15 protein-coding genes, 4 tRNA genes and 1 pseudogene are annotated in these 22,712 nt (G+C 62.8%); 14 read left to right on the top strand and 6 right to left on the bottom strand.

Features of this window, described 5'->3' with window-relative positions; translation table 11 throughout:
* Positions 1–80 precede the first annotated feature (80 nt).
* From trmH to I6L32_RS07515, 4 genes and pseudogenes are all read left to right on the top strand, one after another.
* A complete protein-coding gene (gene trmH, locus I6L32_RS07530) occupies positions 81–812 on the top strand; it encodes a tRNA (guanosine(18)-2'-O)-methyltransferase TrmH (protein WP_216944887.1) in 732 nt (243 codons plus the stop codon).
* A pseudogene (locus tag I6L32_RS07525) lies at positions 812–1,487 on the top strand (CatB-related O-acetyltransferase). Before trmH ends, I6L32_RS07525 begins: the two are co-directional and overlap by 1 nt.
* Positions 1,484–2,524: an alpha/beta fold hydrolase gene (locus tag I6L32_RS07520; RefSeq protein ID WP_202016907.1), complete on the top strand. Its 1,041-nt coding sequence runs from the start codon at positions 1,484–1,486 to the stop codon at positions 2,522–2,524. The pseudogene I6L32_RS07525 and the gene I6L32_RS07520 overlap by 4 nt, the downstream one beginning before the upstream one ends.
* Before the next feature lie 103 nt (positions 2,525–2,627).
* Positions 2,628–3,431 carry a Cof-type HAD-IIB family hydrolase gene (locus tag I6L32_RS07515; protein ID WP_042016195.1) on the top strand — a complete coding sequence of 268 codons (804 nt, stop codon included), beginning with the start codon at positions 2,628–2,630 and terminating at the stop codon, positions 3,429–3,431.
* Between the two features lie 70 nt (positions 3,432–3,501).
* Here the strand turns inward: I6L32_RS07515 and I6L32_RS07510 are convergent, their stop codons facing one another.
* The 5 genes from I6L32_RS07510 to I6L32_RS07490 form a co-directional block, all read right to left on the bottom strand.
* On the bottom strand, positions 3,502–4,020 hold the full coding sequence (locus tag I6L32_RS07510; protein ID WP_042864665.1) for an RICIN domain-containing protein: 519 nt from the start codon (positions 4,018–4,020) through the stop codon (positions 3,502–3,504).
* A gap of 171 nt (positions 4,021–4,191) precedes the next feature.
* Positions 4,192–4,268 (bottom strand) — tRNA-Pro (locus tag I6L32_RS07505).
* Between the two features lie 59 nt (positions 4,269–4,327).
* A tRNA-Leu gene (locus tag I6L32_RS07500) sits at positions 4,328–4,413 on the bottom strand.
* Between the two features lie 20 nt (positions 4,414–4,433).
* Positions 4,434–4,509: transfer RNA gene (locus I6L32_RS07495), tRNA-His, on the bottom strand.
* A 50-nt stretch (positions 4,510–4,559) separates the two neighbouring features.
* Positions 4,560–4,636 (bottom strand) — tRNA-Arg (locus I6L32_RS07490).
* Between the two features lie 263 nt (positions 4,637–4,899).
* On the opposite strand from I6L32_RS07490, the gene I6L32_RS07485 reads away from it, so the two are divergent.
* The 10 genes from I6L32_RS07485 to I6L32_RS07440 all read left to right on the top strand — a co-directional run bounded on the left by I6L32_RS07485 (position 4,900) and on the right by I6L32_RS07440 (position 21,436).
* Complete coding sequence (locus tag I6L32_RS07485) at positions 4,900–5,490, top strand: TetR/AcrR family transcriptional regulator (protein ID WP_042016162.1); 591 nt, start codon at positions 4,900–4,902, stop codon at positions 5,488–5,490.
* Complete coding sequence (locus I6L32_RS07480; RefSeq protein ID WP_201902165.1) at positions 5,487–6,593, top strand: efflux RND transporter periplasmic adaptor subunit; 1,107 nt, start codon at positions 5,487–5,489, stop codon at positions 6,591–6,593. Before I6L32_RS07485 ends, I6L32_RS07480 begins: the two co-directional genes overlap by 4 nt.
* Positions 6,594–6,608: 15 nt before the next feature.
* The gene (locus I6L32_RS07475; protein WP_039040660.1) at positions 6,609–9,689 is read left to right on the top strand and encodes a multidrug efflux RND transporter permease subunit; all 3,081 of its coding nucleotides are present in this window, start codon (positions 6,609–6,611) and stop codon (positions 9,687–9,689) included.
* Between the two features lie 120 nt (positions 9,690–9,809).
* A complete protein-coding gene (locus tag I6L32_RS07470) occupies positions 9,810–11,768 on the top strand; it encodes an ATP-binding protein (protein ID WP_210556329.1) in 1,959 nt (652 codons plus the stop codon).
* A 76-nt stretch (positions 11,769–11,844) separates the two neighbouring features.
* A complete protein-coding gene (gene gorA, locus I6L32_RS07465; RefSeq protein WP_216944886.1) occupies positions 11,845–13,194 on the top strand; it encodes a glutathione-disulfide reductase in 1,350 nt (449 codons plus the stop codon).
* Between the two features lie 447 nt (positions 13,195–13,641).
* Positions 13,642–15,324, top strand: coding sequence for a potassium-transporting ATPase subunit KdpA (gene kdpA, locus I6L32_RS07460; RefSeq protein ID WP_216944885.1), 1,683 nt, complete (start codon positions 13,642–13,644; stop codon positions 15,322–15,324).
* Between the two features lie 55 nt (positions 15,325–15,379).
* The gene (gene kdpB, locus I6L32_RS07455; RefSeq protein ID WP_216944884.1) at positions 15,380–17,437 is read left to right on the top strand and encodes a potassium-transporting ATPase subunit KdpB; all 2,058 of its coding nucleotides are present in this window, start codon (positions 15,380–15,382) and stop codon (positions 17,435–17,437) included.
* Positions 17,438–17,495: 58 nt separating this feature from the next.
* Positions 17,496–18,023 carry a potassium-transporting ATPase subunit C gene (locus I6L32_RS07450; RefSeq protein ID WP_041212076.1) on the top strand — a complete coding sequence of 176 codons (528 nt, stop codon included), beginning with the start codon at positions 17,496–17,498 and terminating at the stop codon, positions 18,021–18,023.
* Positions 18,024–18,125: 102 nt separating this feature from the next.
* Entirely contained in the window at positions 18,126–20,714 is a 2,589-nt protein-coding gene (locus I6L32_RS07445; protein WP_183149137.1) for a sensor histidine kinase KdpD, read from the top strand.
* A gap of 38 nt (positions 20,715–20,752) precedes the next feature.
* The gene (locus I6L32_RS07440) at positions 20,753–21,436 is read left to right on the top strand and encodes a response regulator (RefSeq protein ID WP_216944883.1); all 684 of its coding nucleotides are present in this window, start codon (positions 20,753–20,755) and stop codon (positions 21,434–21,436) included.
* A 90-nt stretch (positions 21,437–21,526) separates the two neighbouring features.
* On the opposite strand, the gene I6L32_RS07435 is transcribed toward I6L32_RS07440, so the two are convergent.
* Complete coding sequence (locus I6L32_RS07435) at positions 21,527–22,654, bottom strand: multidrug effflux MFS transporter (RefSeq protein WP_216944882.1); 1,128 nt, start codon at positions 22,652–22,654, stop codon at positions 21,527–21,529.
* Positions 22,655–22,712 lie beyond the last annotated feature (58 nt).

Raw genomic sequence — 22,712 nt, 5'->3', positions numbered from 1 at the left:
TTTTCAAGAGATACCCAGGGCCCCATGCCGCAGGCCACCAGCCTTGTTGCATGCACCGGCCTCATGACATAGAAACCGACATGACTCCTGAACGCTTCAAACGCATTTCCGACATGCTGGCCCAGCGCCAGCTCGACCTGACCGTCTGCATGGAAGAGGTTCATAAACCTCACAACCTGGCCGCCATCGTGCGCACCGCCGATGCCATCGGCATCCACCGGGTGCACGCGGTCTGGCCCAAGAGCTGGATCCACAAGCGCAAGGGCACCGCCCGCGGCAGCCAGAACTGGGTGGACGTGAAGCTGCACCCGGACATCGGCAGTGCCGTGACCGAACTCAAGGCTTCCGGCATGCAGATCCTGGCGACCCACCTCTCCGACAGCTCCGTGGACTTTCGCGCCATCGACTACACCAGACCCACCGCCATCCTGGTGGGCCAGGAGAAGCACGGCATCGGCGAAGAGGCGCTGGCCCTGGCCGATCACCATATCGTCATCCCCATGGTGGGCATGGTGCAGTCCCTCAACGTCTCGGTGGCCGCCGCCGCCATCCTCTACGAGGCCCAGCGCCAGCGCGAACTGGCCGGCTGTTATCAGCGCGGCTGCCCACTCACACCCGAAGAACAGAACACCATCTTGTTCGAGGGGGGCTATCCCGTCTATGCCCAGCTCTGCAAGGAGAAAGAGATGCCCTACCCCCAGCTCGGCCCGACCGGCGAGATCCTGGCGGACGAACGCTGGTGGCAGCAGATGCAGCTGACGCGCAAAGGATGGGCCGCACAACAGGAAGAAGATGAATGGCAGGATCAGTGATGGAAAATCCGTTCGGCAGCTGGCTGGAATCCCAGGTCATACGGGATCATCTGACCAACCCCAATATCGAGGCCGGGGAGTACAGCTATTACTCCGGTTACTACCACGGCAAGCCGTTCGAGGATCATTGCGTGCGCTACCTGCTCGGCGATGGCTCGACGCGGGAGTCCTGGGACAGTGGCCAGTGGGGAAAGGAAGTTGACCGCCTGATCATCGGCAAGTTCTGCTCCATCGCCTCCGGCGCCACCTTCATGCTGGCGGGCAACCAGGGTCACCGGATGGACTGGGCTTCCACCTTCCCCTTCGATGCTGCCCGCTTCGGTGACGGCGTGCAGGACGGTTTTCTGCGCAAGGGAGACACCCGGATCGGCAACGATGTCTGGATCGGCTCGGAAGCCATGATCATGCCCGGCATCACCATCGGCGATGGCGCCGTCATCGCCACCCGGGCCGTGGTCACCCGGGATGTGGCCCCCTACACCATAGTGGGCGGCAACCCGGCCAGGCCGATCCGCCCCCGTTTTGACGAGGAGCAGGTCGCCATGCTGCAAGCCATGCAGTGGTGGGACTGGCCGCTGCCCCGCCTGCAAGCCGCCATGCCCCTGCTCTGCTCTGCTCTGCTCGAATGATATCACTGCGCTCTACCACCACTGGCGCGAGGAGCTTGCCCGATGAAACCTGCCTCCCTTTCCCTGCTGGCCCTGACCCTGTTTTCTGCCGGAGCCCTTGCCGTGAGCAATCCTTACCAGCTGACCACTGAAGCCGACGTTCCCGCCCTCTATCAGCAGACCCTGCCCGACTTCTGGCGCCAGCATGCCGTCGAGGGGGAGTTCAAGGGCAAGGACGGGGTCACCCTCCGCTATGCCGCCCTGCGCCAGCCCAAGATCGATCGCGCCATCCTCATCGTCAACGGCCGGGTCGAGAGCTACCTCAAGTATCAGGAGCTGGCCTGGGATCTCTGGCGCCAGGGTTACAGCCTCTACCTCATCGATCATCGCGGCCAGGGAATGTCAGACCGCATGCTGGCCGACAAAGAGAAGGGATATGTCGACCAGTTCGACGACTATGTCGCCGATCTCAAACAGTTTCATGACGAAGTGATCGCCCAGGACCAACCCGCCAAGCTGTTCCTGCTGGCCCACTCCATGGGGGGGGCCATCTCGGCCCGCTATCTGGAACGCTGGCCGAACGACATCCAGGCGGCGGTGCTCTCCTCCCCCATGATGGGCATCAACCTCGGCGGCCTGCCCAAGTGGCTGGCCAAGGGGTTGGCGGCCACCATCGGCACGGTCGGCGGCTGGGTGGGCGAGCCCCCCTACGGCCCGGGTCAGGGACCCTATGAGGATCACGGCTTTGCCGACAACGAGCTGACCCACAGCACGGCGCGTTATCAGGCCTTCCGCCAGATCTACGAACAGCATCCCCAGGTCAGGCTGGGGGGCGCCACCGCCCACTGGATCCATCAGGCCATCACAGGGTCGGACGCGGCCGTAGCCGACGCCGGCGCTATCAAGACGCCGCTGCTGCTGCTGCAGGCCGGTGAGGACAGCGTGGTGGACAACGCCGCCCAGGAGGCCTTCTGCGCCAATGCCAAGTGTGATGGGGGCAAGCCGCTGCGCATCGACGGGGCCTGGCACGAGCTCTTCATCGAGGCGGATCCCCAACGCCAGGCCGCGCTCAATGCAACCCTGGCCTTCTTCGCGCGCTACTGACGCGACCAGAAGGGGCTGGTTATTTTTTGGATCCCTAAATAAATGGGGTGACGGCAGACGCTGGGGTACACTCCCCCGGCGTTCAATTGAAGTCGAGGTAATGATGTTCAAGGTAGTTGTGTCCGATCTCGATGGTACCCTGCTCAACGGGCAGCACCAGATCTCCTCCCGCACCCGGGATACCCTGCACCGTCTGGTCGATCAGGGCGTCAAGTTCGTGGTCGCCACCGGCCGTCACCATGTGGATGTGCGCAGCATCCGCGATGCGCTGGGGCTGGATATCTACCTCATTACCTCCAACGGCGCCGTGGTACACGACAAGCAGGATCAACTGGTCTACAACCAGGCGCTGCCGAGCACGGTGGCGGCCGAGCTGATCGCCATGGAACGCGACCCGTCCATCCACATCAACGTCTACTACGGCGACGAGTGGCTGGTGGAAGAGGAGCTGCCCTGGTTGCTGCAGTTCCATCACGACTCCGGCTTCAGCTACCGCCTGGCGGATCTGGCCAACCACCCGAAGGACAGGGTCAACAAGGTGTTCTACATCGGCGACCACGACAAGCTGCTGAAGATAGAGGCGCACCTCAACCAGCAATATGGTGATCGGATCAACGTCACCTTCTCCCTGCCTGACTGCCTCGAGGTGATGCACGCCGGCGTGCACAAGGGCAATGCCGTGCGCGCCGTGCTGGAGCAGCACGGGCTGGAGATGTCCCAGGCCGTGGCCTTCGGCGATGGCATGAACGACTTCGAGATGCTGAGCATGGTGGGCCGTGGCGTGGTCATGGGCAACGCCCACGATCGCCTCAAGCAGGCCCTGCCAGAGCATGAACAGACCCTCACTTCCGATGAAGATGGCGTTGCCGTCTATCTGGAGAAACTGTTCGCCTCCCAGACCCGCTGATAAGGCATCCCCATCGCGGATCGAAAAAGGGTGGCCCATGTGGCCACCCTTTTTGTTTCTCGCTCTCTTGTCACCACGCCAGTGCCGGGTGCATCAGACGGTTCAACAGCGTGCCGGATGGCGTCCACTCAAAGCTCTGGTTGGCGCCGCCATAGCATTCGGCGAGGCGCAGGGGGACGGCCGGCTTGTGACGGCGACCCGCCACATCCAGGCACAGCGACACCTGCCGATTGAACAGACGATCCCCCTGCCACTGCCATTGATGGCTCTCCTCCCGGCACGCCTCCATCCCCAGACCATCTTCCCCTCTGGCGACCAGGCAATCCCCGGCCAGTTGCAGGGCGCCGACATCCCAGCTGAATGACTGGTTCGGTTGCTGATCGCAGGGCTGAGTCAGCAGACGGCCCTGCTCGCTCAGGGTCACGCAGAAGCCACCACTGGTCACCAAGGTGGCCTCGAGTTCGGCCTTTGGCTTGGGGGCGGCGCCCATCAGAAGATCTTCCGGTTTTGGCTGCAGGGCGCAGCCACCCAGCAGCAGTGCGGCCATGGCCAGCACGGAGAGTTGAAGAGAAGTGATATGGTGATGCATAGGCCTTGTATCTGGTCCGTGCCCGAGCGTCCCCTGTCTCGCGGCTCCGGGCCCCAGCATAGCGAACTCGTGGCGAACAGGCGCCTGAAGAAGTGTAAAAAGACGTGACAGGAAAAAGCGGAACAGAAACGCCAAAAAGCAAAAACCCCGCCTGAGCGGGGTTTTCAAATGTGGTCGGTGATAAAGGATTCGAACCTTTGACCCTCTGGTCCCAAACCAGATGCGCTACCGGGCTGCGCTAATCACCGAGGGGGTATTCCAAAAACACAAAGATGACCATCTGGTCATCCTCGTCATACAGCAAGTATGGTGCGAAGAGAGGGACTCGAACCCTCACACCCGGGGGGCACTAACACCTGAAGCTAGCGCGTCTACCAATTCCGCCACCTTCGCGTACCTGACAAGCTGTAAAATGGGGTGGCTGATGGGGCTCGAACCCACGACAACCGGAATCACAATCCGGGACTCTACCAACTGAGCTACAGCCACCACAGCTGTTTTCGTTCTTCAACACGCCCGTTTAACCGGCGCACTTTTGATGGTGCGCCCGACAGGATTCGAACCTGTGACCTCTGCCTCCGGAGGGCAGCGCTCTATCCAGCTGAGCTACGGGCGCTACGCTGTCGAACGGGGCGCATTATTGATGATGATGCCGACCTTGTCTACTCTTTTTTTGACACAAAGAATCAAGTGCCTGTTTTTCAATCACTTCCGACCCTTTTCAACTATTTTTGTTTTGTTCAGGCTGGATCCAGCAATTCCCCACTACTTTTTGAATCCCTCACCCCATAGGGTCAAAGATGATGGGCAATGCTTGACTTGCCTTTGCGCCCACCTAGAATGAATGAACGTTCATTCAGTCGTTGACCTCTGATAACCATGGATAAGAAAGAACGCATTTTCGAAGCAGCTCACGAGATCCTCGGCGAGCAGGGCTTCTACGGCCTTTCCATTGCCGTGGTCGCCAAGAAAGCCAAGGTGGCGGCAGGTACCATCTATCGCTATTTCAGCGACAAGGATGACCTGATCCGCCAGCTCTATCAGCACACTATCCTCAAGTTTCATCCCCTGGTCATGGAAGGTGTGCAGATAGAAGAGGTGTCCTATGAGCAGTATCGACGCCTCTGGCTCAACATCGATGCCATCTTCACCAGCTACCCCAATGCACTCAAGTGCAAATTGCAGTACGAAAGTTCTCCATTGGGGGCTGAATTGGAGCGGGATCCGGTCATAATGGCGACGTGGGCGCCACTTGAGCGCTTCTTTGAGCAAGGACGCCAACAGGGACTCTTCATCGATCTCCCCATTCTGGTGTTGCAAGCATTGAGTCTGGATTGCGTGGCCAACCTGGCACAGCAGCGCCGGGTTCACGATTTCGAATTGACGCAGGAACAGCTGGAGACGGTCATCCGGGCCAGCTGGAATGCCATTTTAAACCCTAATGTTTCCATCACAGGAGCCTGTTCATGAAAAAGTGGATGGCCATCATGTTGCTGATAGCACTCGCCCTGTTTGGCAGTGTCATCGGCTTCAATATGTTCAAGCAGAAGAAGATTGCAGAGTTCATGGCCAATCGGCCCGAGCCCGAGTTCCCGGTCACCGCCATGGTCACCAAGGCGCAGGACTGGGTCCCCACCATTGAAGCCATCGGCTTCATCGAGCCGAACCAGGGGGTCACCCTCTCCAGCGAGCTGTCAGGCACCATCGACAGCATCCGGTTCGAATCGGGGGCACATGTCAAAGCGGATCAACTGCTGCTGAGCCTGGACTCCAGTGTGGAAAAAGCCAATCTGAATTCTTCCCAGGCCAGGCTGCCGGCAGCCAGGGCCAAGTTCGAGCGCTACAAGAACCTCTATCAGAAGAACTCCATCTCCCGGGACCAGCTGGATGATGCCGAGGCAAGCTACCGCTCCCTGGAGGCGGACATCGAAAGTCTGAAGGCCACCATCGCCCGTCGTGAGGTGCGTGCCCCCTTCAGCGGTGCCGTGGGCCTGCGCAACGTCTTCCTCGGCCAGTATCTGGAACCGGGTACCCAGATTGTGCGCCTCGAAGACACCAGCGTGATGCGCCTGCGCTTCACCGTGCCCCAGACCGACATCTCCAAAATTACCCTGGGACAAACCATCAAGATCAACGTGGATGCCTATCCCCAGACCCAGTTTGACGGCCAGATCACGGCCATCGAGCCCGCGGTCAACTATCAGAGCGGCCTGATCCAGGTGCAGGCAGACATCCCGAACAACGACGGCCAGCTCCGTTCCGGCATGTTCGCCCGCGCCAGCATCATACTGCCCACGGTGAAGGACCAGATCGTGATCCCGCAGTCCGCCATCTCCTTCACCCTCTATGGCGAGAACGTCTACGTCATTCACGAGGCTGACGGCGTGAAACGCGCCAAGCAGGTGGTGGTCAAGGCAGGTGAGCGTCGCGGCAACGATGTCCATGTGCTGTCCGGCATCAAGGCTGGCGATCAAATCGTGCTGTCGGGTCAGGTTCGCCTGAGCAACGATACCAAGGTGCACGTGGTCGAGAACGATGCCCTTGCCGTTCCGGCACAAACCCCGATGCTGTAAGCGCGGAGAGCTGCGATGCGATTTACTGACATATTCATAAAACGGCCTGTGCTGGCGATCTCGCTCAGCTTCCTGATAGCCCTGCTGGGCTTCCAGGCCATCTTCAAGATGCAGGTGCGTGAATACCCCGAGGTGATCAACACCGTCATCACGGTCAACACCAGCTACTATGGCGCCAGTGCGGACCTGATCCAGGGCTTCATCACCCAGCCCCTGGAGCAGGCGGTCGCCCAGGCCGACAACATCGACTTCATGACCTCCTCGAGCCAGCTGGGCAGTTCCACGGTGACGGCGTACATGAAGCTCAACACCGATCCGAACGCCGCACTGTCCGACATCCTGGCCAAGGTCAACTCGGTGCGTTCCCAGTTGCCCAAAGAGGCGGAAGACCCTTCGGTCACCTCCTCCACCGGCTCCACCACGGCGGTGCTCTACATGGGCTTCACCAGCCCGGAGCTCAACTCCAGCCAGATCACCGACTACCTGGAGCGGGTCATCAAGCCCCAGCTGTTTACCGTGGGCGGGGTCTCCAAGGTGGATCTGTATGGCGGGGTCGAATTCGCCCTGCGGGTGTGGCTGGATCCGGCCAAGATGGCCGCCTTTGACCTGACCTCAAGCGACGTGATGACGGTGCTCAACAGCAACAACTATCAGTCCGCGACTGGCCAGGCCACCGGCTATTTCACCCTGTTCAACGGCAACGCCGAGACCCAGGTCGGCAACATCGAAGAGCTCAAGCGTCTGGTGGTCGCCACCCGCGACAGCAAGGTGATCCGTCTCTCCGACATCGCCAAGGTCTCCCTGGAGAAGAGCCACGACATCTATCGCGCCAGCGCCAACGGCCGCGAGGCCGTGGTTCTGGCCATCAACGCAGCCCCGACAGCCAACCCCATCAACATCGCCCACGATGTGCTGGAGCTGCTGCCGAGCCTGAAGCGCAACATGCCGAGCACCATGCAGGTGAACGTCCTGTATGACTCCACCATCGCCATCAACGAATCCATCCACGAGGTCATCAAGACCATACTGGAGGCGGCCGCCATCGTACTGGTGGTGATCACCCTGTTCCTCGGTTCGTTCCGGGCGGTCATCATCCCCATCATCACTATTCCCCTGAGCCTCATCGGCGTGGTGATGATGATGGACATGTTCGGCTTCTCCATAAACCTCATGACCCTGCTGGCGATGGTGCTGGCCATCGGTCTGGTGGTGGATGACGCCATCGTGGTGCTGGAGAACGTCGACCGTCACATCAAGGAAGGGGAAGAGCCGTTCCGGGCCGCCATCATAGGTACCCGGGAGATCGCCGTGCCCGTCATCGCCATGACGGTCACCCTGGCGGCGGTGTATGCGCCCATCGCCCTGATGGGGGGCATCACCGGCTCCCTGTTCAAGGAGTTCGCGCTGACCCTGGCGGGCGCCGTGTTCGTCTCGGGCATCATCGCCCTGACCCTGTCGCCCATGATGTGCGCCAAGATGCTCAGGGCCAACGAGGAGCCCGGCAAGTTCGAACGTACCGTACACGACCTGCTGGACCGGATGACGGCCCGCTACGACGCCATGCTCCATGCGGTGATGCAAAAGCGCATCGTGGTCATCCTGTTTGCCGTCATCGTGTTCGCCAGCCTGCCGCTGCTGTTCAAGTTCATTCCGAGCGAGCTGGCCCCGTCCGAGGACAAAGGCGTCATGGCGGTGCTGGGGACGGCGCCTTCCAACGCCAACCTGGACTACATCGAAAATACCATGGCGGACGTGAACAAAGTCCTGGACGACCAGCCGGAGATCGCTTACTCCCAGGTCTTCTCGGGGGTGTTCAACTCCAATCAGGCGTTCGGTATCGCCTCCATGGTGCCCTGGAGCCAGCGTGAAGCGAGCCAGAAAGAGGTGCTGGATCGGGTCGCCGGTCTGGTGAAGGACATCCCCGGGATGGCCATCACCACCTTCCAGTTCCCGGAACTGCCGGGGGCGTCGAGCGGTTTGCCCATCCAGTTCGTCATCACCACCCCGAACAGCTTCGAGAGCCTGTTCCTGATCGCGGGTGAGATGCTGGCGGCAACCCAGGCCAACGGCCAGTTCGTTTATTCGGATCTCGATCTGAACTACGACTCGGCCACCATGAAGATCAGCATCGACAAGGACAAGGCGGGTGCCTACGGCATCACCATGCAAGACATCGGCATCACCATGGGCACCATGATGGCGGACGGTTACGTCAACCGTATCGACCTGGATGGCCGCTCCTACGAGGTGATCCCGCAGGTGGAGCGCAAGTTCCGTCTCAACCCCGAGTCCATCAAGGGCTACTACGTGCGTGCCGCCGACGGCAAGTCGATCCCGCTGGGCAGCCTGATCAAGATTGAAGTGAAGGGAGAGCCCCGTGCCCTGCCCCACTTCAACCAGCTGAACTCCGCCACCATCGGCGCCGTGCCGGCACCGGGCGTGGCCATGGGGGATGCGATCAACTGGTTCAAGGCGACCGCGGAAGAGAAGCTGCCCCAAGGCTATCGTTACGACTTCATGGGTGAAGCCCGCCAGTTCGTGACCGAAGGGAATGCGCTCTACGCCACCTTCGCCCTGGCCCTGGCCATCATCTTCCTGGTGCTGGCGATCCAGTTCGAATCCGTGCGTGACCCGCTGGTCATCATGGTGTCGGTGCCGCTGGCCATCAGTGGCGCGCTGATCGCCCTGGCGTGGGGCATGGCCACCATGAACATCTACTCCCAGGTCGGTCTCATCACCCTCGTCGGTCTGATTACCAAGCACGGTATTCTGATCTGCGAGGTGGCGAAGGAGGAGCAGCTGCTCCATGGTCTGAACCGGATGCAAGCCGTGATGCAGGCTGCCAAGGTCCGTCTGCGCCCCATCCTGATGACCACGGCGGCGATGATCGCAGGCCTTATCCCGCTGCTCTATGCCTCGGGTGCGGGGGCGGCACAGCGCTTCAGCATCGGCATCGTCATCGTGGCGGGTCTGGCCATCGGCACCCTGTTCACCCTGTTCGTGCTGCCGGTCATCTACACCTTCCTGGCATCCGAGCACAAGCCGCTACCGGAATTCGACGAATCCATCCCGGCAAAAGCCAAGGGCGGTCACTGATCCCAGCCCACACAAACAAGGCCCCGAAAGGGGCCTTGTTTTTATCCATTGGATGACACACGACATAAGTCCATGAAGCAGTTAAACTAAACCGCACTCAATCCAGACCGCAAGGACGCCATGTCAGGAATCTTCTCCAAGGCCGTCGGCCTTAACGGACTCTCTTATCGTCTGCTTTCCTACATTCTGATCTGCAGTACGGTGCTGGCACTGCTCATCACCGTGCTTCAGCTCGCCTGGGACTACAACAAGGATGTGACCGTCATCGAGGCCAGCATCGGCCAGATCGAGGCCTCCTTCCTGCAACCCATCTCGGCCAGTCTCTGGAATCTGGATGAAGAGCAGGTGAAGGTGCAGATCGAGGGCATCATGAACCTGCCCAACATGCAGTTCGTCATGGTCAAGGAGATGCTGGGCAATTCGGAAGTGCCCCTGCTCACCCAGGGGGTGGAGCAGCCCCAATACGACATCTCCCGCGAGTTCACCCTGAGCTATCAGGGGGAAGTGGTCGGCAAGCTGTTCGTCGCCGCCTCCCTGGAGCAGGTCTACCAGCGCCTCATCGAGAAATCCGTGCTGATCCTGGTCAGCCAGACCATCAAGACCCTGGTCGTCTCGTTCTGCATCCTGGTCATCATCTACTATCTGGTGATCCGTCATATCAACCGCATCGTCAGCTATGCCCAGAAACTGAGCCTGGATCGCCTCGCGGTAGAGCTGACCCTGGAAGGTCGCCCCCTGCCCCGCAAGTCCCCTGACGAATTCGATACCCTGGCCGCCACCCTCAACCAGATGCGCACCCGGCTGAACGACGAGTTCACGGCCCGCCATCAGGCCGCCGATCAGCTCCAGCAGGAGCGGGACTTCTCCGCCACCCTGATCAACTCCGCCAACATGGTCATCTGCTGCATGGAGCCTGATCTCAACATCGCCAGCATCAACCCGGCGGCCATCCTGCTCACCGGCTATCACCACCAGGAGCTGTTGCAGCACAACTGGCTGGATCTCTTCGTCAGCAAGGAGCAGCGTAACGAGCTGGCCGCCACCCTGGCCGATCAGGGCGCTCTGGAGGACAGGGAGATCACCATGCACGACCATCAGGGCAACGAGCTGGTACTGCAGTGGACCTTCGCTCCCTTCTACGAGGGGCCCAACCTCAAGTACCTGATCGGCTTTGGCTATGACATCACCCCCCTCAAGAAGGTGGAGCGGGAGATCACCCTGTTCAACGAGCAGCTGGAAGGTAAGGTGGCGGAACGCACCCGCAGCCTGAGCGATGCCAACGACCAGCTGGGCAAGGCCTATGACGATCTCAAGCAGGCCCAGCAGACCCTGGTGGAGTCGGAGAAAATGGCCTCGCTCGGTTCCCTAGTTGCCGGCGTGGCCCACGAGATCAACACCCCCATCGGCATCAGCGTCACCGCCTCCTCCTACCTGCAGGAGCGGGTGGCCGACTTCAAGCAGCATATCGAGGCCAAGCAGCTCTCCCGCACCTACCTCAACGAATTCACCCAGAATCTCGACGAGTCGATGCAACTGCTGCAAGGCAACCTGCGCCGCGCTTCCGAGCTCATCGCCAGCTTCAAGCAGGTAGCGGTCGATCAGTCCTCCGAGGCCCGCTACAACTTCAGCCTCGCCGACAACCTGCATCAGGTGGTGGTCTCCCTCGGCTACAAGCTCAAGAAGGCCCAGTGCGAGGTGGACATCCAGTGCGATCCCAAGCTGAGCATCTACTCCTTCCCGGGCAGCTTCACCCAGATCTATTCCAACCTGATCCTCAACTCCATCCATCACGGTTTCGATGGCTGGGACAGGCCCAGAAAGATCACCATCCAGGTGGCGCAGCAGGGAGACGAGCTGGTCATCGACTACAGTGACAACGGCCGCGGCATCCCCCCGGAGATACTGCCGCGCATCTTCGATCCCTTCGTCACCTCCAAGCGGGGCCAGGGTGGCAGCGGGCTCGGCACCCATATCATCTACAACCTGGTGGTCCAGCTGCTGCGCGGCCGTATCCACTGCGCCAGCGAACCGGGCCAGGGCGCCCAGTTCCACATTCGCCTGCCCATCCAGCAGAACTGAGCACCGGCTCTTGTGGGCCGGCCGCTTTGTCCCCATCATGCTGTGACTGCATTCTTAACGAGCGGAGAACCTCGCAATGGCACAGCATTTTGACTACATCGCCATCGGTGGCGGCAGCGGCGGCATCGCCTCAGCCAACCGGGCAGCCATGTACGGCAAGAAAGTCGCCCTGATCGAAGCCAAAGAGCTGGGTGGCACCTGCGTCAACGTCGGCTGCGTACCGAAGAAGGCCATGTGGTATGCAGGCCAGATCGCCGATGCCCTGAAATATGGCGCCGACTACGGCTTCGACACCACGCTCAACCACTTCAGCTGGGCCAAGCTGGTCGAATCCCGTCAGGCCTATATCGGGCGCATTCACCAGTCCTACCAGAACGTGCTGGGCAAGAACCAGATCACTGTCATCAAGGGCTTCGCCCGCTTCGTCGACAGCCATACCGTCGAGGTGAACGGCGAGCACTACAGCGCCGATCACATCCTGATTGCCACCGGCGGCCGCCCCGAGGTCCCGACCATTCCGGGCGCCGAACTGGGTATCGACTCCGACGGTTTCTTTGACCTGCAAAGCCAGCCCAAACGGGTTGCCGTGGTGGGTGCCGGCTATATCGCCGTGGAGATCGCTGGCGTGATGCAGGCACTTGGCTCCGAGACCCATCTGGTAGTGCGCAAACATGCGCCGCTGCGCAACTTCGACCCCATGATCCACGAGACCCTGGTGGAGATCATGGCGCAGCAAGGGCCCAAGCTGCACACCCACGCCATTCCCAAGGCCGTCATCAAGAACGCCGACGACAGCCTGACCCTGCAACTGGAAGATGGTCGCCACCTCACCGTGGACTGCCTCATCTGGGCCATCGGTCGCGTGCCTGCCACCGACAACCTCAATCTGGCTGCCACCGGCATCACCCTGGACGAGAAGGGCTTTATCCCGACCGACAAGTTCCAGAACACCGCCGTCGCCAACCTCTATGCCGTCGGTGACAACACCGGCCGCATCCAGCTCACCCCGGTGGCTGTCGCGGCAGGCCGCCGCCTCTCGGAGCGGCTGTTCAACAACAAGCCGGGCGAGCACCTCAACTACGATCTGGTGCCGACCGTGGTGTTCAGCCACCCGCCCATCGGCACCATCGGCCTGACCGAGCCGGAAGCCGTTGCCGAGTACGGGGAAGATCAGGTGAAGGTCTACCGCAGCCAGTTCACCGCCATGTACTCGGCCCTGACCCAGCATCGCCAGCCCACCCGGATGAAACTGGTCTGCGTCGGGCCGGAAGAGAAGGTAGTCGGCCTGCACGGCATCGGCTTCGCCATGGACGAGATCCTGCAGGGCTTCGGCGTCGCCATGAAGATGGGTGCCACCAAGGCGGACTTCGACAACTGCGTTGCCATCCATCCCACCAGTGCGGAAGAGTTTGTGACCATGCGATAAGCGGAGTTGAAGCTGGCCTGTCATTATCAGACCAGCTTCTACAACTGTGTTTCCACTCACCATCCGACCAGCGCGGAAGAGTTTGTGACCATGCGATAAGCGGGGTTGAAGCTGGCCTCATCACCATCGGGTCAGCTTCCACCACTTGCTACCAAACCCGGCCCAGGCCGGTTTTTTTGTACCTTGCCCGTCCACCAGCCAACAAAACCCGCCTTCTTTACGCCGATTTTACGCCAGCCAAATTGGGCTTTATGGCGCCTTTACGCCCGTTTTACATACCCTTTCAGCGTCAATGAGACCCATGGGATCGACACGGATATGCATCGATCCCTGACGCTAATTACCTCAACGGAGTCGTTATGAATTGGCTATATCTGCTGCTGGTCCTCGCCCTCGCGGGCTATCTGCTGCGCGCCCTCGCGCGCACTCATGAGTGAGGAACCGGATATGTGGCAAGAGATCATCTATCCCGTCACGTTCGTGCTGCTGGTGCTGCTGCCGGCGCCTCTGCTTGGCAACTACCTGTATCGGGTGTTTGAAGGCAAGAGTCGCTGGCTGGCCCCGCTTGAGCGCGCCACCCTGGCCTGCTGCGGCACGGACGGGCGCGAGCAGGACTGGAAGTCCTACGCCCTCAGCCTGCTGGCTTTCAACGGCGCCGGTTTCGGCCTGCTGTTCCTGATCCTGATGGCGCAGGGGCTGCTGCCCCTCAACCCGCAGCAACTGCCAGGGTTGAACTGGCAACTCGCCTTCAACACCGCGGTCAGCTTCATGACCAACACCAACTGGCAGGCCTACTCCGGCGAAGCCAGCCTCTCCTACTTCAGCCAGATGGTGGGGCTCACCACCCAGAACTTCGTCTCCGCCGCCACAGGCGCCGCCGTCGCCATCGCCCTGTTTCGCGGCATCGCCCGCCAGCAGACCACCCACCTTGGCAACTTCTGGCAGGATCTGGTGCGCTTCTGCCTCTACGTGCTGCTGCCGATGGCGCTGATCCTGGCGCTGCTGCTGGTATGGCAGGGGGTGCCCCAGAGCCTGTCGGCCTACCTGCCGTTCCACGCCCTGGAAGGTCAGGAGCAGCTGCTGCCGCTCGGCCCGGCCGCCTCCCAGATCGCCATCAAGCAGCTCGGCTCCAACGGCGGCGGCTTCTTCGGCATCAACTCGGCCCATCCGTTCGAGAACCCGACCGCCCTCTCCAACTGGCTGGAAATGGTCGCCCTGCTGACCCTGGCCGCCGCCATGGTCTGCACCCTGGGCCGTTACGTGAAGGATCTGGCCCACAGCCGCGCCATCCTCATCGCCATGACCATCATGCTGGTGCTGGGGCTCTGCCTCGCCATCGGCCAGGAGCTGAAACCGGATCCCGCCCTCGCCCACCTCACCAGCGAAGCCGGCAACTGGGAAGGCAAGGAGAGTCGCTTCGGCCCCGTGCTGTCCAGCATCTGGGAAGTGGCCACCACCGCCGCCTCCAACGGCTCGGTCAACACCATGCACGACAGCTTCACCCCCCTCGGCGGCATGGTCGGCATGATCAACATGCTGCTGGGTGAAGTGGTGTTCGGCGGCGTCGGTGCCGGCATCTACGGCATGATGCTGTTCGTGCTGCTGACCGTGTTCCTGTGCGGCCTGATGGTGGGGCGCACCCCAACCTATCTGGGCAAGCGGCTCGGCATCACCGAGATGAAGTGGGTGGCCGCCAGCATGCTGGTGATGCCGGTCGGGGTATTGGTGATCGGCGGCATTACCCTGCTGATGCCGAACTCCGCCACCGTCATCGGTCACGATGGCCCCCATGGCCTGTCACGACTGATCTATGCCTACGCCTCGGCCGCCGGCAACAACGGCTCCGCCTTCGCCGGCTTTGCCGCCGCCGACAGCTGGCAGTGCATCGCCATCGGGCTGGCCATGCTGCTCGGCCGCTTCGGCTACATCATTCCGGTGCTGGCCATCGCCGGCCAGCTGGCCCGCGCCCCGCGTCAGGAGCGAAGCGAGGGGGACTTCCCCGTCAGCGGCCCGCTCTTCATCACTCTGCTGATCGTCACCGTGCTGCTGATGGGGGGTCTCTCCTTCCTGCCGGTGCTGGCGCTGGGCCCGGTGGCGGAACACCTGAGCCTGCTGGGAGGAGCCTTCTGATGCTGCACCTCCGACTGATCTGCGTGACCAACTATTCGATGCAGGGAGCTTTCCAATGAGCAAGTCCGCTTCAATGAGCACCGACACCCTCAAGGTGAAGGGCAAGAAACAGAAATCACAGATCCTGCAGGCCATGGTGGAAGCCCTCTATCGCTTCAATCCCAGGGCGCTGCTCGGCAGCCCTATCCTGTTCACCCTCTGGCTGGCGGCCGTGATGGCGACCCTGGAGTCACTGCTGGGGCAGCCGCTCTCCGGCGTCGCCCCTTCGCTGGCCTGGCAGCTGACCGCCTGGCTCTGGCTCACCCTCTGGTTTGCCAACTTCGCCGAGACCCTGGCAGAGGGGCGCGGCAAGGCGCGGGCCGACAGCCTGAAGGCCGGCATGAGCCAGCTCAAGGCACGTCGAGTCACCAGCCCGCAGGATGTCAAGGGCGAGTGGGTACCGGCCACCAGCCTGCTCAAGGGCGATCTGGTGCTGGTGCGCAGCGGCGAGATGATCCCGGCCGACGGCGAAGTGGTCGCCGGCATCGCCTCGGTCAACGAGGCGGCCATCACCGGCGAATCCGCCCCCGTCATCCGCGAGTCCGGCACCGACCGCAGCGGCGTGACCGGCAACACCACTGTCGTTTCCGACGAGATCTGGGTGCGCATCACCAACAACCCGGGCGAAAGTACCCTGGATCGCATGATTGCCCTGGTGGAAGGGGCCAAGCGGCAGAAGACCCCCAACGAGATGGCGCTGGACGCCCTGCTGGTAGGGCTGACCCTGATCTTCCTGCTGGTGGTGGCCACCCTGCCCTGGTTCCTCGACTACAACGGCACCCAGGTGCCCCGGCTCTATCTGCTGGCGCTGTTCATCACCCTGATCCCGACCACCATCGGCGGCCTGCTCTCCGCCATCGGCATCGCCGGCATGGACCGGCTGGTGAAGCTCAACGTGATCGCCAAGTCGGGCCGGGCGGTGGAAGCCGCCGGCGACGTGCGCACCCTGCTGCTGGACAAGACCGGCACCATCACCTTCGGCAACCGGATGGCGGACGAGCTGATCCCGGCCCCCGGCGTGGACCCCTCCCTGCTGGCCCAGGCCGCCATGCTGGCCTCGCTCGGAGACAATACCCCGGAGGGCAAATCCATCCTGACCCTGGCGAGCAAGAGCCACACCAGACCGAGCCAGCTGGAGAGCGACATCATCATCCCTTTCAGCGCCGAGACCAGGCTGAGCGGGCTGGATCGCAATGGCCATCGCTATCGCAAGGGGGCGGTGGACGCCGTGCTGCGCTACCTCTCCCTCGATCGCAAGGCAGTGCCGGAGCTCATCCTCAAATCGGTGGACAACATCGCCCGCCAGGGCGGCACCCCGCTGCTGGTCTGTACCCACGAGAAGTTGCTGGGGGTGGTGTACCTCAAGGACATCATCAAGCCGGGTATCAAGGCCCGCTTCCAGATCCTGCGCCACATGGGGATCCGCACCGTGATGATCACCGGTGACAACCCGCTGACCGCCGCCGCCATCGCCGCCGAGGCCGGGGTGGACGACTTCATCGCCGAGGCGACGCCGGAGAAGAAGCTGGCCTACATCCGTCAGGAGCAGGCCGACGGCCGGCTGGTCGCCATGTGCGGGGACGGCGCCAACGACGCCCCGGCGCTGGCCCAGGCCGACGTGGGGCTGGCCATGAACGAGGGAACTCAGGCAGCCAAGGAGGCGGGCAACCTGGTGGATCTCGACTCCAACCCCACCAAGCTGCTGGACGTGGTGCTGGTGGGCAAGCAGCTGCTGGTGACCCGCGGCGCCCTGACCACCTTCTCCATCGCCAACGACGTGGCCAAGTACTTCGCCATCCTGCCGGCCCTGTTCATCGCCGCCTATCCGCAGCTGGGGGCGCTGAACCTGATGCAGCTGGGCAGCCCGGAGAGCGCCATCCTGTCGGCCATCATCTTCAACGCCCTGATCATCGTCGCGCTGGTGCCGCTGGCCCTGCGCGGGGTCAGCCTGAAGGGAACGGCGGCCAGCCTGCTGCGCCGCAACCTGCTGATCTACGGCGTCGGCGGCCTGATAGTGCCTTTCATAGGTATCAAGCTGATCGACCTGGTCATCACCGGCCTGGGCCTAGTGTGACTACATAGCGGGGTGCAGGCCTGGCTTGTACCCCATCAATCTTTTGGAGCAAAAAATCATGATAGCAATCAGAACCCTGCTGACCCTGACCCTGCTGCTGGGGGTGGCATATCCGCTGGCCGTCACCGGGCTGGCCCAGCTGCTCTTCCCCTGGCAGGCCAACGGCAGCCTGCTCACCAACGCCAAGCAGCAGGTGGTCGGCAGCGCCCTGCTGGCCCAGAAATTCGAGCGGGCCGACTACTTCCACTCCCGCCCCTCCGCCAGCGATTTCGCCACCATAGGTGGCGGCGGAAGCAACCTGGGGATGAGCTCGCCGCTACGGGCCGAGTTTGCCGCCGCTGCGGCCAGGGCGCAGCCGGAAGCCAGGGTCCCCGCCCTGCTGACCCGCTCCGCCTCCGGCCTCGATCCCCATCTGCCCCTCGATGCAGCGCTGGCCCAGGTGGATAGGGTCGCTGGGCAACGGGGGCTGGATCCCGTTCAGTTGACGGAGCAGGTCAAGTCGGCGGCACAAGCTGGTATCCTTGGCCCGCAGGTGGTCAACATTCTCCAGTTGAACCTGCAACTCGATCATCAAAAGGGCGCCTGAGGGCGCTCCTTGCCGTTCGGGAAGGCTCCCTTTCGACAACGGGGACAAGCATGAGCAATGAGGTCACGGCCGCAGTTCGGCCGATGCAACGGGAGCACGGGGATGCGTGATGAAGTGAGGGCGGACGCCCTGCTGGCTAGCCTGGAGCAGGAGCACAGGGGCAAGCTGAAGGTGTTTCTCGGTGCAGCCCCCGGCGTCGGCAAGACCTACGCCATGCTGCAGGCGGTGCGGGAGCAGGCCAGAGAGGGAGTCGACATCCTGATCGGGGTGGTGGAGACCCACGGCCGCCAGGAGACCCTGGCCCTGCTCGACAAGCTCGCCATCCTGCCGCGCACACTGCACCTGCACCGCCAGCAGCGGCTGGAGGAGATGGATCTGGACGGTCTGCTGGCGCGCAAGCCCGCCATCGCCGTGGTGGACGAGCTGGCCCACAGCAACGCCCCCGGCAGCCGCCACGAGAAGCGCTGGCAGGATGTGGAGGAGTTGCTCGGTGCCGGCATCGATGTCTACACCACCCTCAACGTGCAGCACCTGGAGAGCCTCAACGATCTGGTGTGGCAGCTGACCGGGGTCAGGGTCAAGGAGACCCTGCCGGATCAGGTGCTGCTGGAGGCCGACAGCCTGGTACTGATCGACCTCCCCCCCAAGGAGCTGCTCGGCCGCCTCAAGGAGGGCAAGGTCTATGTGCCCCACCAGGCCAAGGCCGCTCTGCAGTCTTTTTTCTCCCTCAACAACCTGACCGCCCTGCGGGAGCTGGCGATGCAGACCGCCGCCAGCCACGTGGAGGGGGATCTGCAGTTGCAGTGGCAGGCCGCTGGCAAGACCACCTTGCCGCTGCGGGGCAAGCTGATGGTCTGCATCGGGGATGAGCACGGCGCCGCCCTGGTGCGTTACGGCCACCGCTTCGCCCAGCGCAGGCAACTGCCCTGGCTGGTGGTGCACATCGACTGCAGGGGGCAGCGCTCCCCCGAGCTGGAGCAGGCGCTGGCCCTCGCCTCCCAGCTGGGGGCCAGAGTGCTGACCCTCTCCAGCCCGGCCGTGGCCGATGCCCTGCTGGAGACCGCCGAACAGCAGCAGGTCTCCCAATTGCTGCTCGGCAAATCCCGCAACCCGCCCTGGCGTCGATCCCTGGTACAGCACCTGCTCAAACAGGCGCAGGGATTCGAGATCACACTGGTGGATACCGAGAAGCGCAAGCCCGGCCTGACCCTGCCAACGGCAGGCCCGGGTGAGCTTCGCCAAAGCCTGCTGGCGGTGGCCATCATGGGGGGAACCTCGGCCGCGGTCTGGGCCCTCTCCCACTGGCTGCCCCCCGCCTCCCTGCCCATGCTGTTCGTGCTGGGGGTACTGGCCACCGCGCTCACCACCAGCCTGGTCCCCGCCATCCTGGCCGCCGTGCTGGGATTCGTCGGCCACAATCTGTTGTTCACCGTCCCCTACTTCTCCCTGAGCGTGGCCAGCCACAGCGACCTGCTCACCCTGTTCGTGCTGCTCATCGTCGGCATCGCGGCCGGGCGCCTCGCCTCCCGCCAGCGTCAGCAGCTGGTCAGCCTGCGCGAGACCCAGCAGCTCGGTAACGCCCTGCTCTCCCTGAGCCAGGGACTGGCCACCGCCAGCAGCCCGGTGGACGTGCTGAGACAGGGAACCCAGGCCATCGCCCTCGCCCTTGGGCAGCCCGTGTTCGCGCTCGATGGGGATTACCAGTACCGGGCCGGTGACACCCAGACCGGGCCGGGCCAGACCGACAAAGCCGCCATTGACTGGTGCCTGGCCCAGAAGCAGAGCGCCGGTGCCCATACCGCCACCCTCAACGCCGCCGAGGCCCAGTATCATCACCTCGGCGATGACCTGGTGCTGGGCATCCGGCTGGCCAGCCCGCTCACCTCCGCCGCCGAGCACCAGCTACAGGCCCTGCTCACCGATATCCGCGCCGCCCTGGCGCGGATCGATCTCAACGAGCGGCTGGCCGACAGCCAGTTGCAGGCGGAGACCGACCGGATGCGCGCCGCCCTGCTCTCCTCGGTCTCCCACGACCTGAAGACGCCGCTGGCCACCATCATGGGGGCCGGCAGCACCCTGCTGGAATACGGGGACCGGATAAGTGCGGAGGACCGCATCGAACTGCTGCACTCGGTGCAGGACGAGGCGCGCCGCCTGCACGGCTATGTGCAAAACCTGCTGGACATGACCCGCATCGGTTCACCGGATTTCCAGCTGAAACGGGACTGGGTCGACCTGGCGGACCTGGTGGAAAGCGCCCGCCGCCGGCTCGACTCCTCCTGGCGCCAGCACAAGCTGCTGGTGCACTTCGATCAGCAGATCCCCCGGCTCTATGTGCACGGCGCCCTGATCGAGCAGGTGCTGGTCAACATACTCGACAACGCCTCCCGCTACTCACCGGCCGGCACCCCCATCGAGTTCAAGGTGATGCTGGCGGACCCCGACCTCATCATCGACATCATCGATATCGGGGTCGGCATCGCCGAGTCGGATCGGGACAAGATCTTCAATCTGTTCTACACCCAGCCGGTCGGTGACTGCGGCAGCCGCGGCACCGGGCTTGGCCTCGCCATTTCCCGCGCTATGATAGAGGTCCACGGCGGCCGCATCTGGGCATTCGCCGGCCCCAACGGCAACGGCACCTGCATGCGCATCTCCCTGCCGCTGGCCCTCAACGCACCGGCGGCCTGATGGTCGCCGCCCTTTTCAATCAGCAAACGGGAGGCTGAATGGCTCACATACTGGTCATCGACGACGAGGCGGCCATCCGCCGTTTTTTGCGGATCAGCCTGATCGCCGAAGGACATCAGGTGAGTGAGGCGGTCGGCGTCACCGAGGGGATGGCGCAGTATCGCCACCTCAACCCCGACCTGGTGATCCTGGATCTGGGCCTGCCGGATGGTGATGGCATCCAAATCCTGCACGCCATCCGCGAGCATCACGCCAATCCCGTTCTGGTGCTCTCGGCGCGGGACTCCGAGCAGGAGAAGGTGCGGCTGCTGGATGCGGGGGCCAACGACTACATGAGCAAGCCGTTCGGCGTCGGCGAAATGATGGCCCGTATCCGGGTGCTGCTGCGCCAGCGAGTCGGTGCCACCAGCGGCGAGTGTCGACACTTCCCCCACTGTGATCTGACTCTGGACAGCAGCAGCCACAAGGTGACCCTGCAGGGCGAGGAGATCCCTCTCTCCCGCAAGGAGTTCGCCCTGTTGCAGGCGCTGGTGTGCCACCCCGGCAAGCTGGTGCAACAGACCCAGCTGCTCATCGACATCTGGGGACCGAGCCACAAGGAAGATACCCACTACCTGCGCATCGTCATCGCCAGCCTGCGCAAGAAGCTGAGAGATAACCCCCAGCAACCCACGCTGATCGAGACCGAATCCGGCATCGGCTACCGCTTTATCGGCAGCTGATGCAAGAAGCTGGGCGGCAACATTCCCAGCAACCCACCCTGATCGAAACTGAAGCCGGCATCGGCTACCGCTTTATCGGCAGCTGATGTTTCACGTGGAACGACGCCAACCACAGCACAGGGCCAGCAGACCGCACCCCCCGAGCAGCAGACCGAGATCCTGCAAGCTGGCTGCAACCGCCAACCCCAGGCTGAGCAACAGGTAGTAACCGAGCCCGAACAGGGCGCCGGCACTGCCCGCCACCTCCCGGTAGGCCAGCAGCGCCTGGCTCAGCACATTGGGGATAGCCAGCCCGAACGCGACCACCACTCCCGTCATGGGCAGCAGAAACCAGAGCGATGCCTGACTGGCCCACACCAGCCAACCCGAACCCAACGCCAGCACGGCGGCGAGCCGTATTAACGAGGCAGGCGTCCAGCCACGGCCCAACAGATGCTTGTTGAGCAGGCTGCCCACCAGGGTCGCCAGCGCCAACACGATGCCGGAGTAACCAAACTCGCCCGCGCTCAACCCCAGACTGGCAAACAGAAACGGCGCCAGGCTGTAGTAGCCGAACAGCATGGTGTTGAACAAGGCGACCAGGGCAGCGCTGCGCCACAAGCCGGTATCACGCACCATCCGGCAGGCCAGCGGCCAGAGTGCGACCCTTTGGGTGGTGGCCGGGCGGGTTTCCGGCAGTTGCCAGCAAGCCATCAGCAACAAGCCGATTGCCAGCGCCAGCAGGGCGCCGAATACCCCGACATAACCCAAGCCATCAGCAAGCAGGCCACCGCTCACCAGCCCCAGCACCGGGCTCAGGGAGAGCGCGATGCCCATCACCGAAAAGACCCGCGCCAGATCGCTGCCCTGATAGCTGTCACGCAGCATGGTCTGGGTCACGACCGATCCCACGGCGGCGCCGAAGGCCGCGATGACCCGGGCCAGCAGCAGGGTTTCAAATTGAGTGGCCAGCAACGCCAGCAGGGTGCCGGCGCCATAGGTCAGCAACCCCGCCAGCATGGCGGGACGCCGCCCGATGAGATCGCACAGTCGGCCCCAGCAGACCACGCCCGCCGCAAACGCCAGAAAATAGACCGACAGGGTCTGGGACGCCTGCCCCTCGCTCACCCGAAACTCAGTGGCGATATGGGTCAGCACCGGGCTGTAGATGGTCTCCACCATCTGGGGAAACATCATCAATCCGACCACCAGCCAGCGCGGTGGCAACCTGTTGTTCATGACACACCTCCTTCACAAGAGGTCGCCATTCTAGAGAGGGATAAGATGTCCGATTACA

The sequence above is a fragment of the Aeromonas sp. FDAARGOS 1402 genome (assembly GCF_019046925.1).
In the GTDB taxonomy this organism is placed as follows: domain Bacteria; phylum Pseudomonadota; class Gammaproteobacteria; order Enterobacterales; family Aeromonadaceae; genus Aeromonas; species Aeromonas caviae.
Note: the sequence above shows the minus strand (reverse complement) of the source record. Positions and strands in the feature narration are given on the sequence as shown.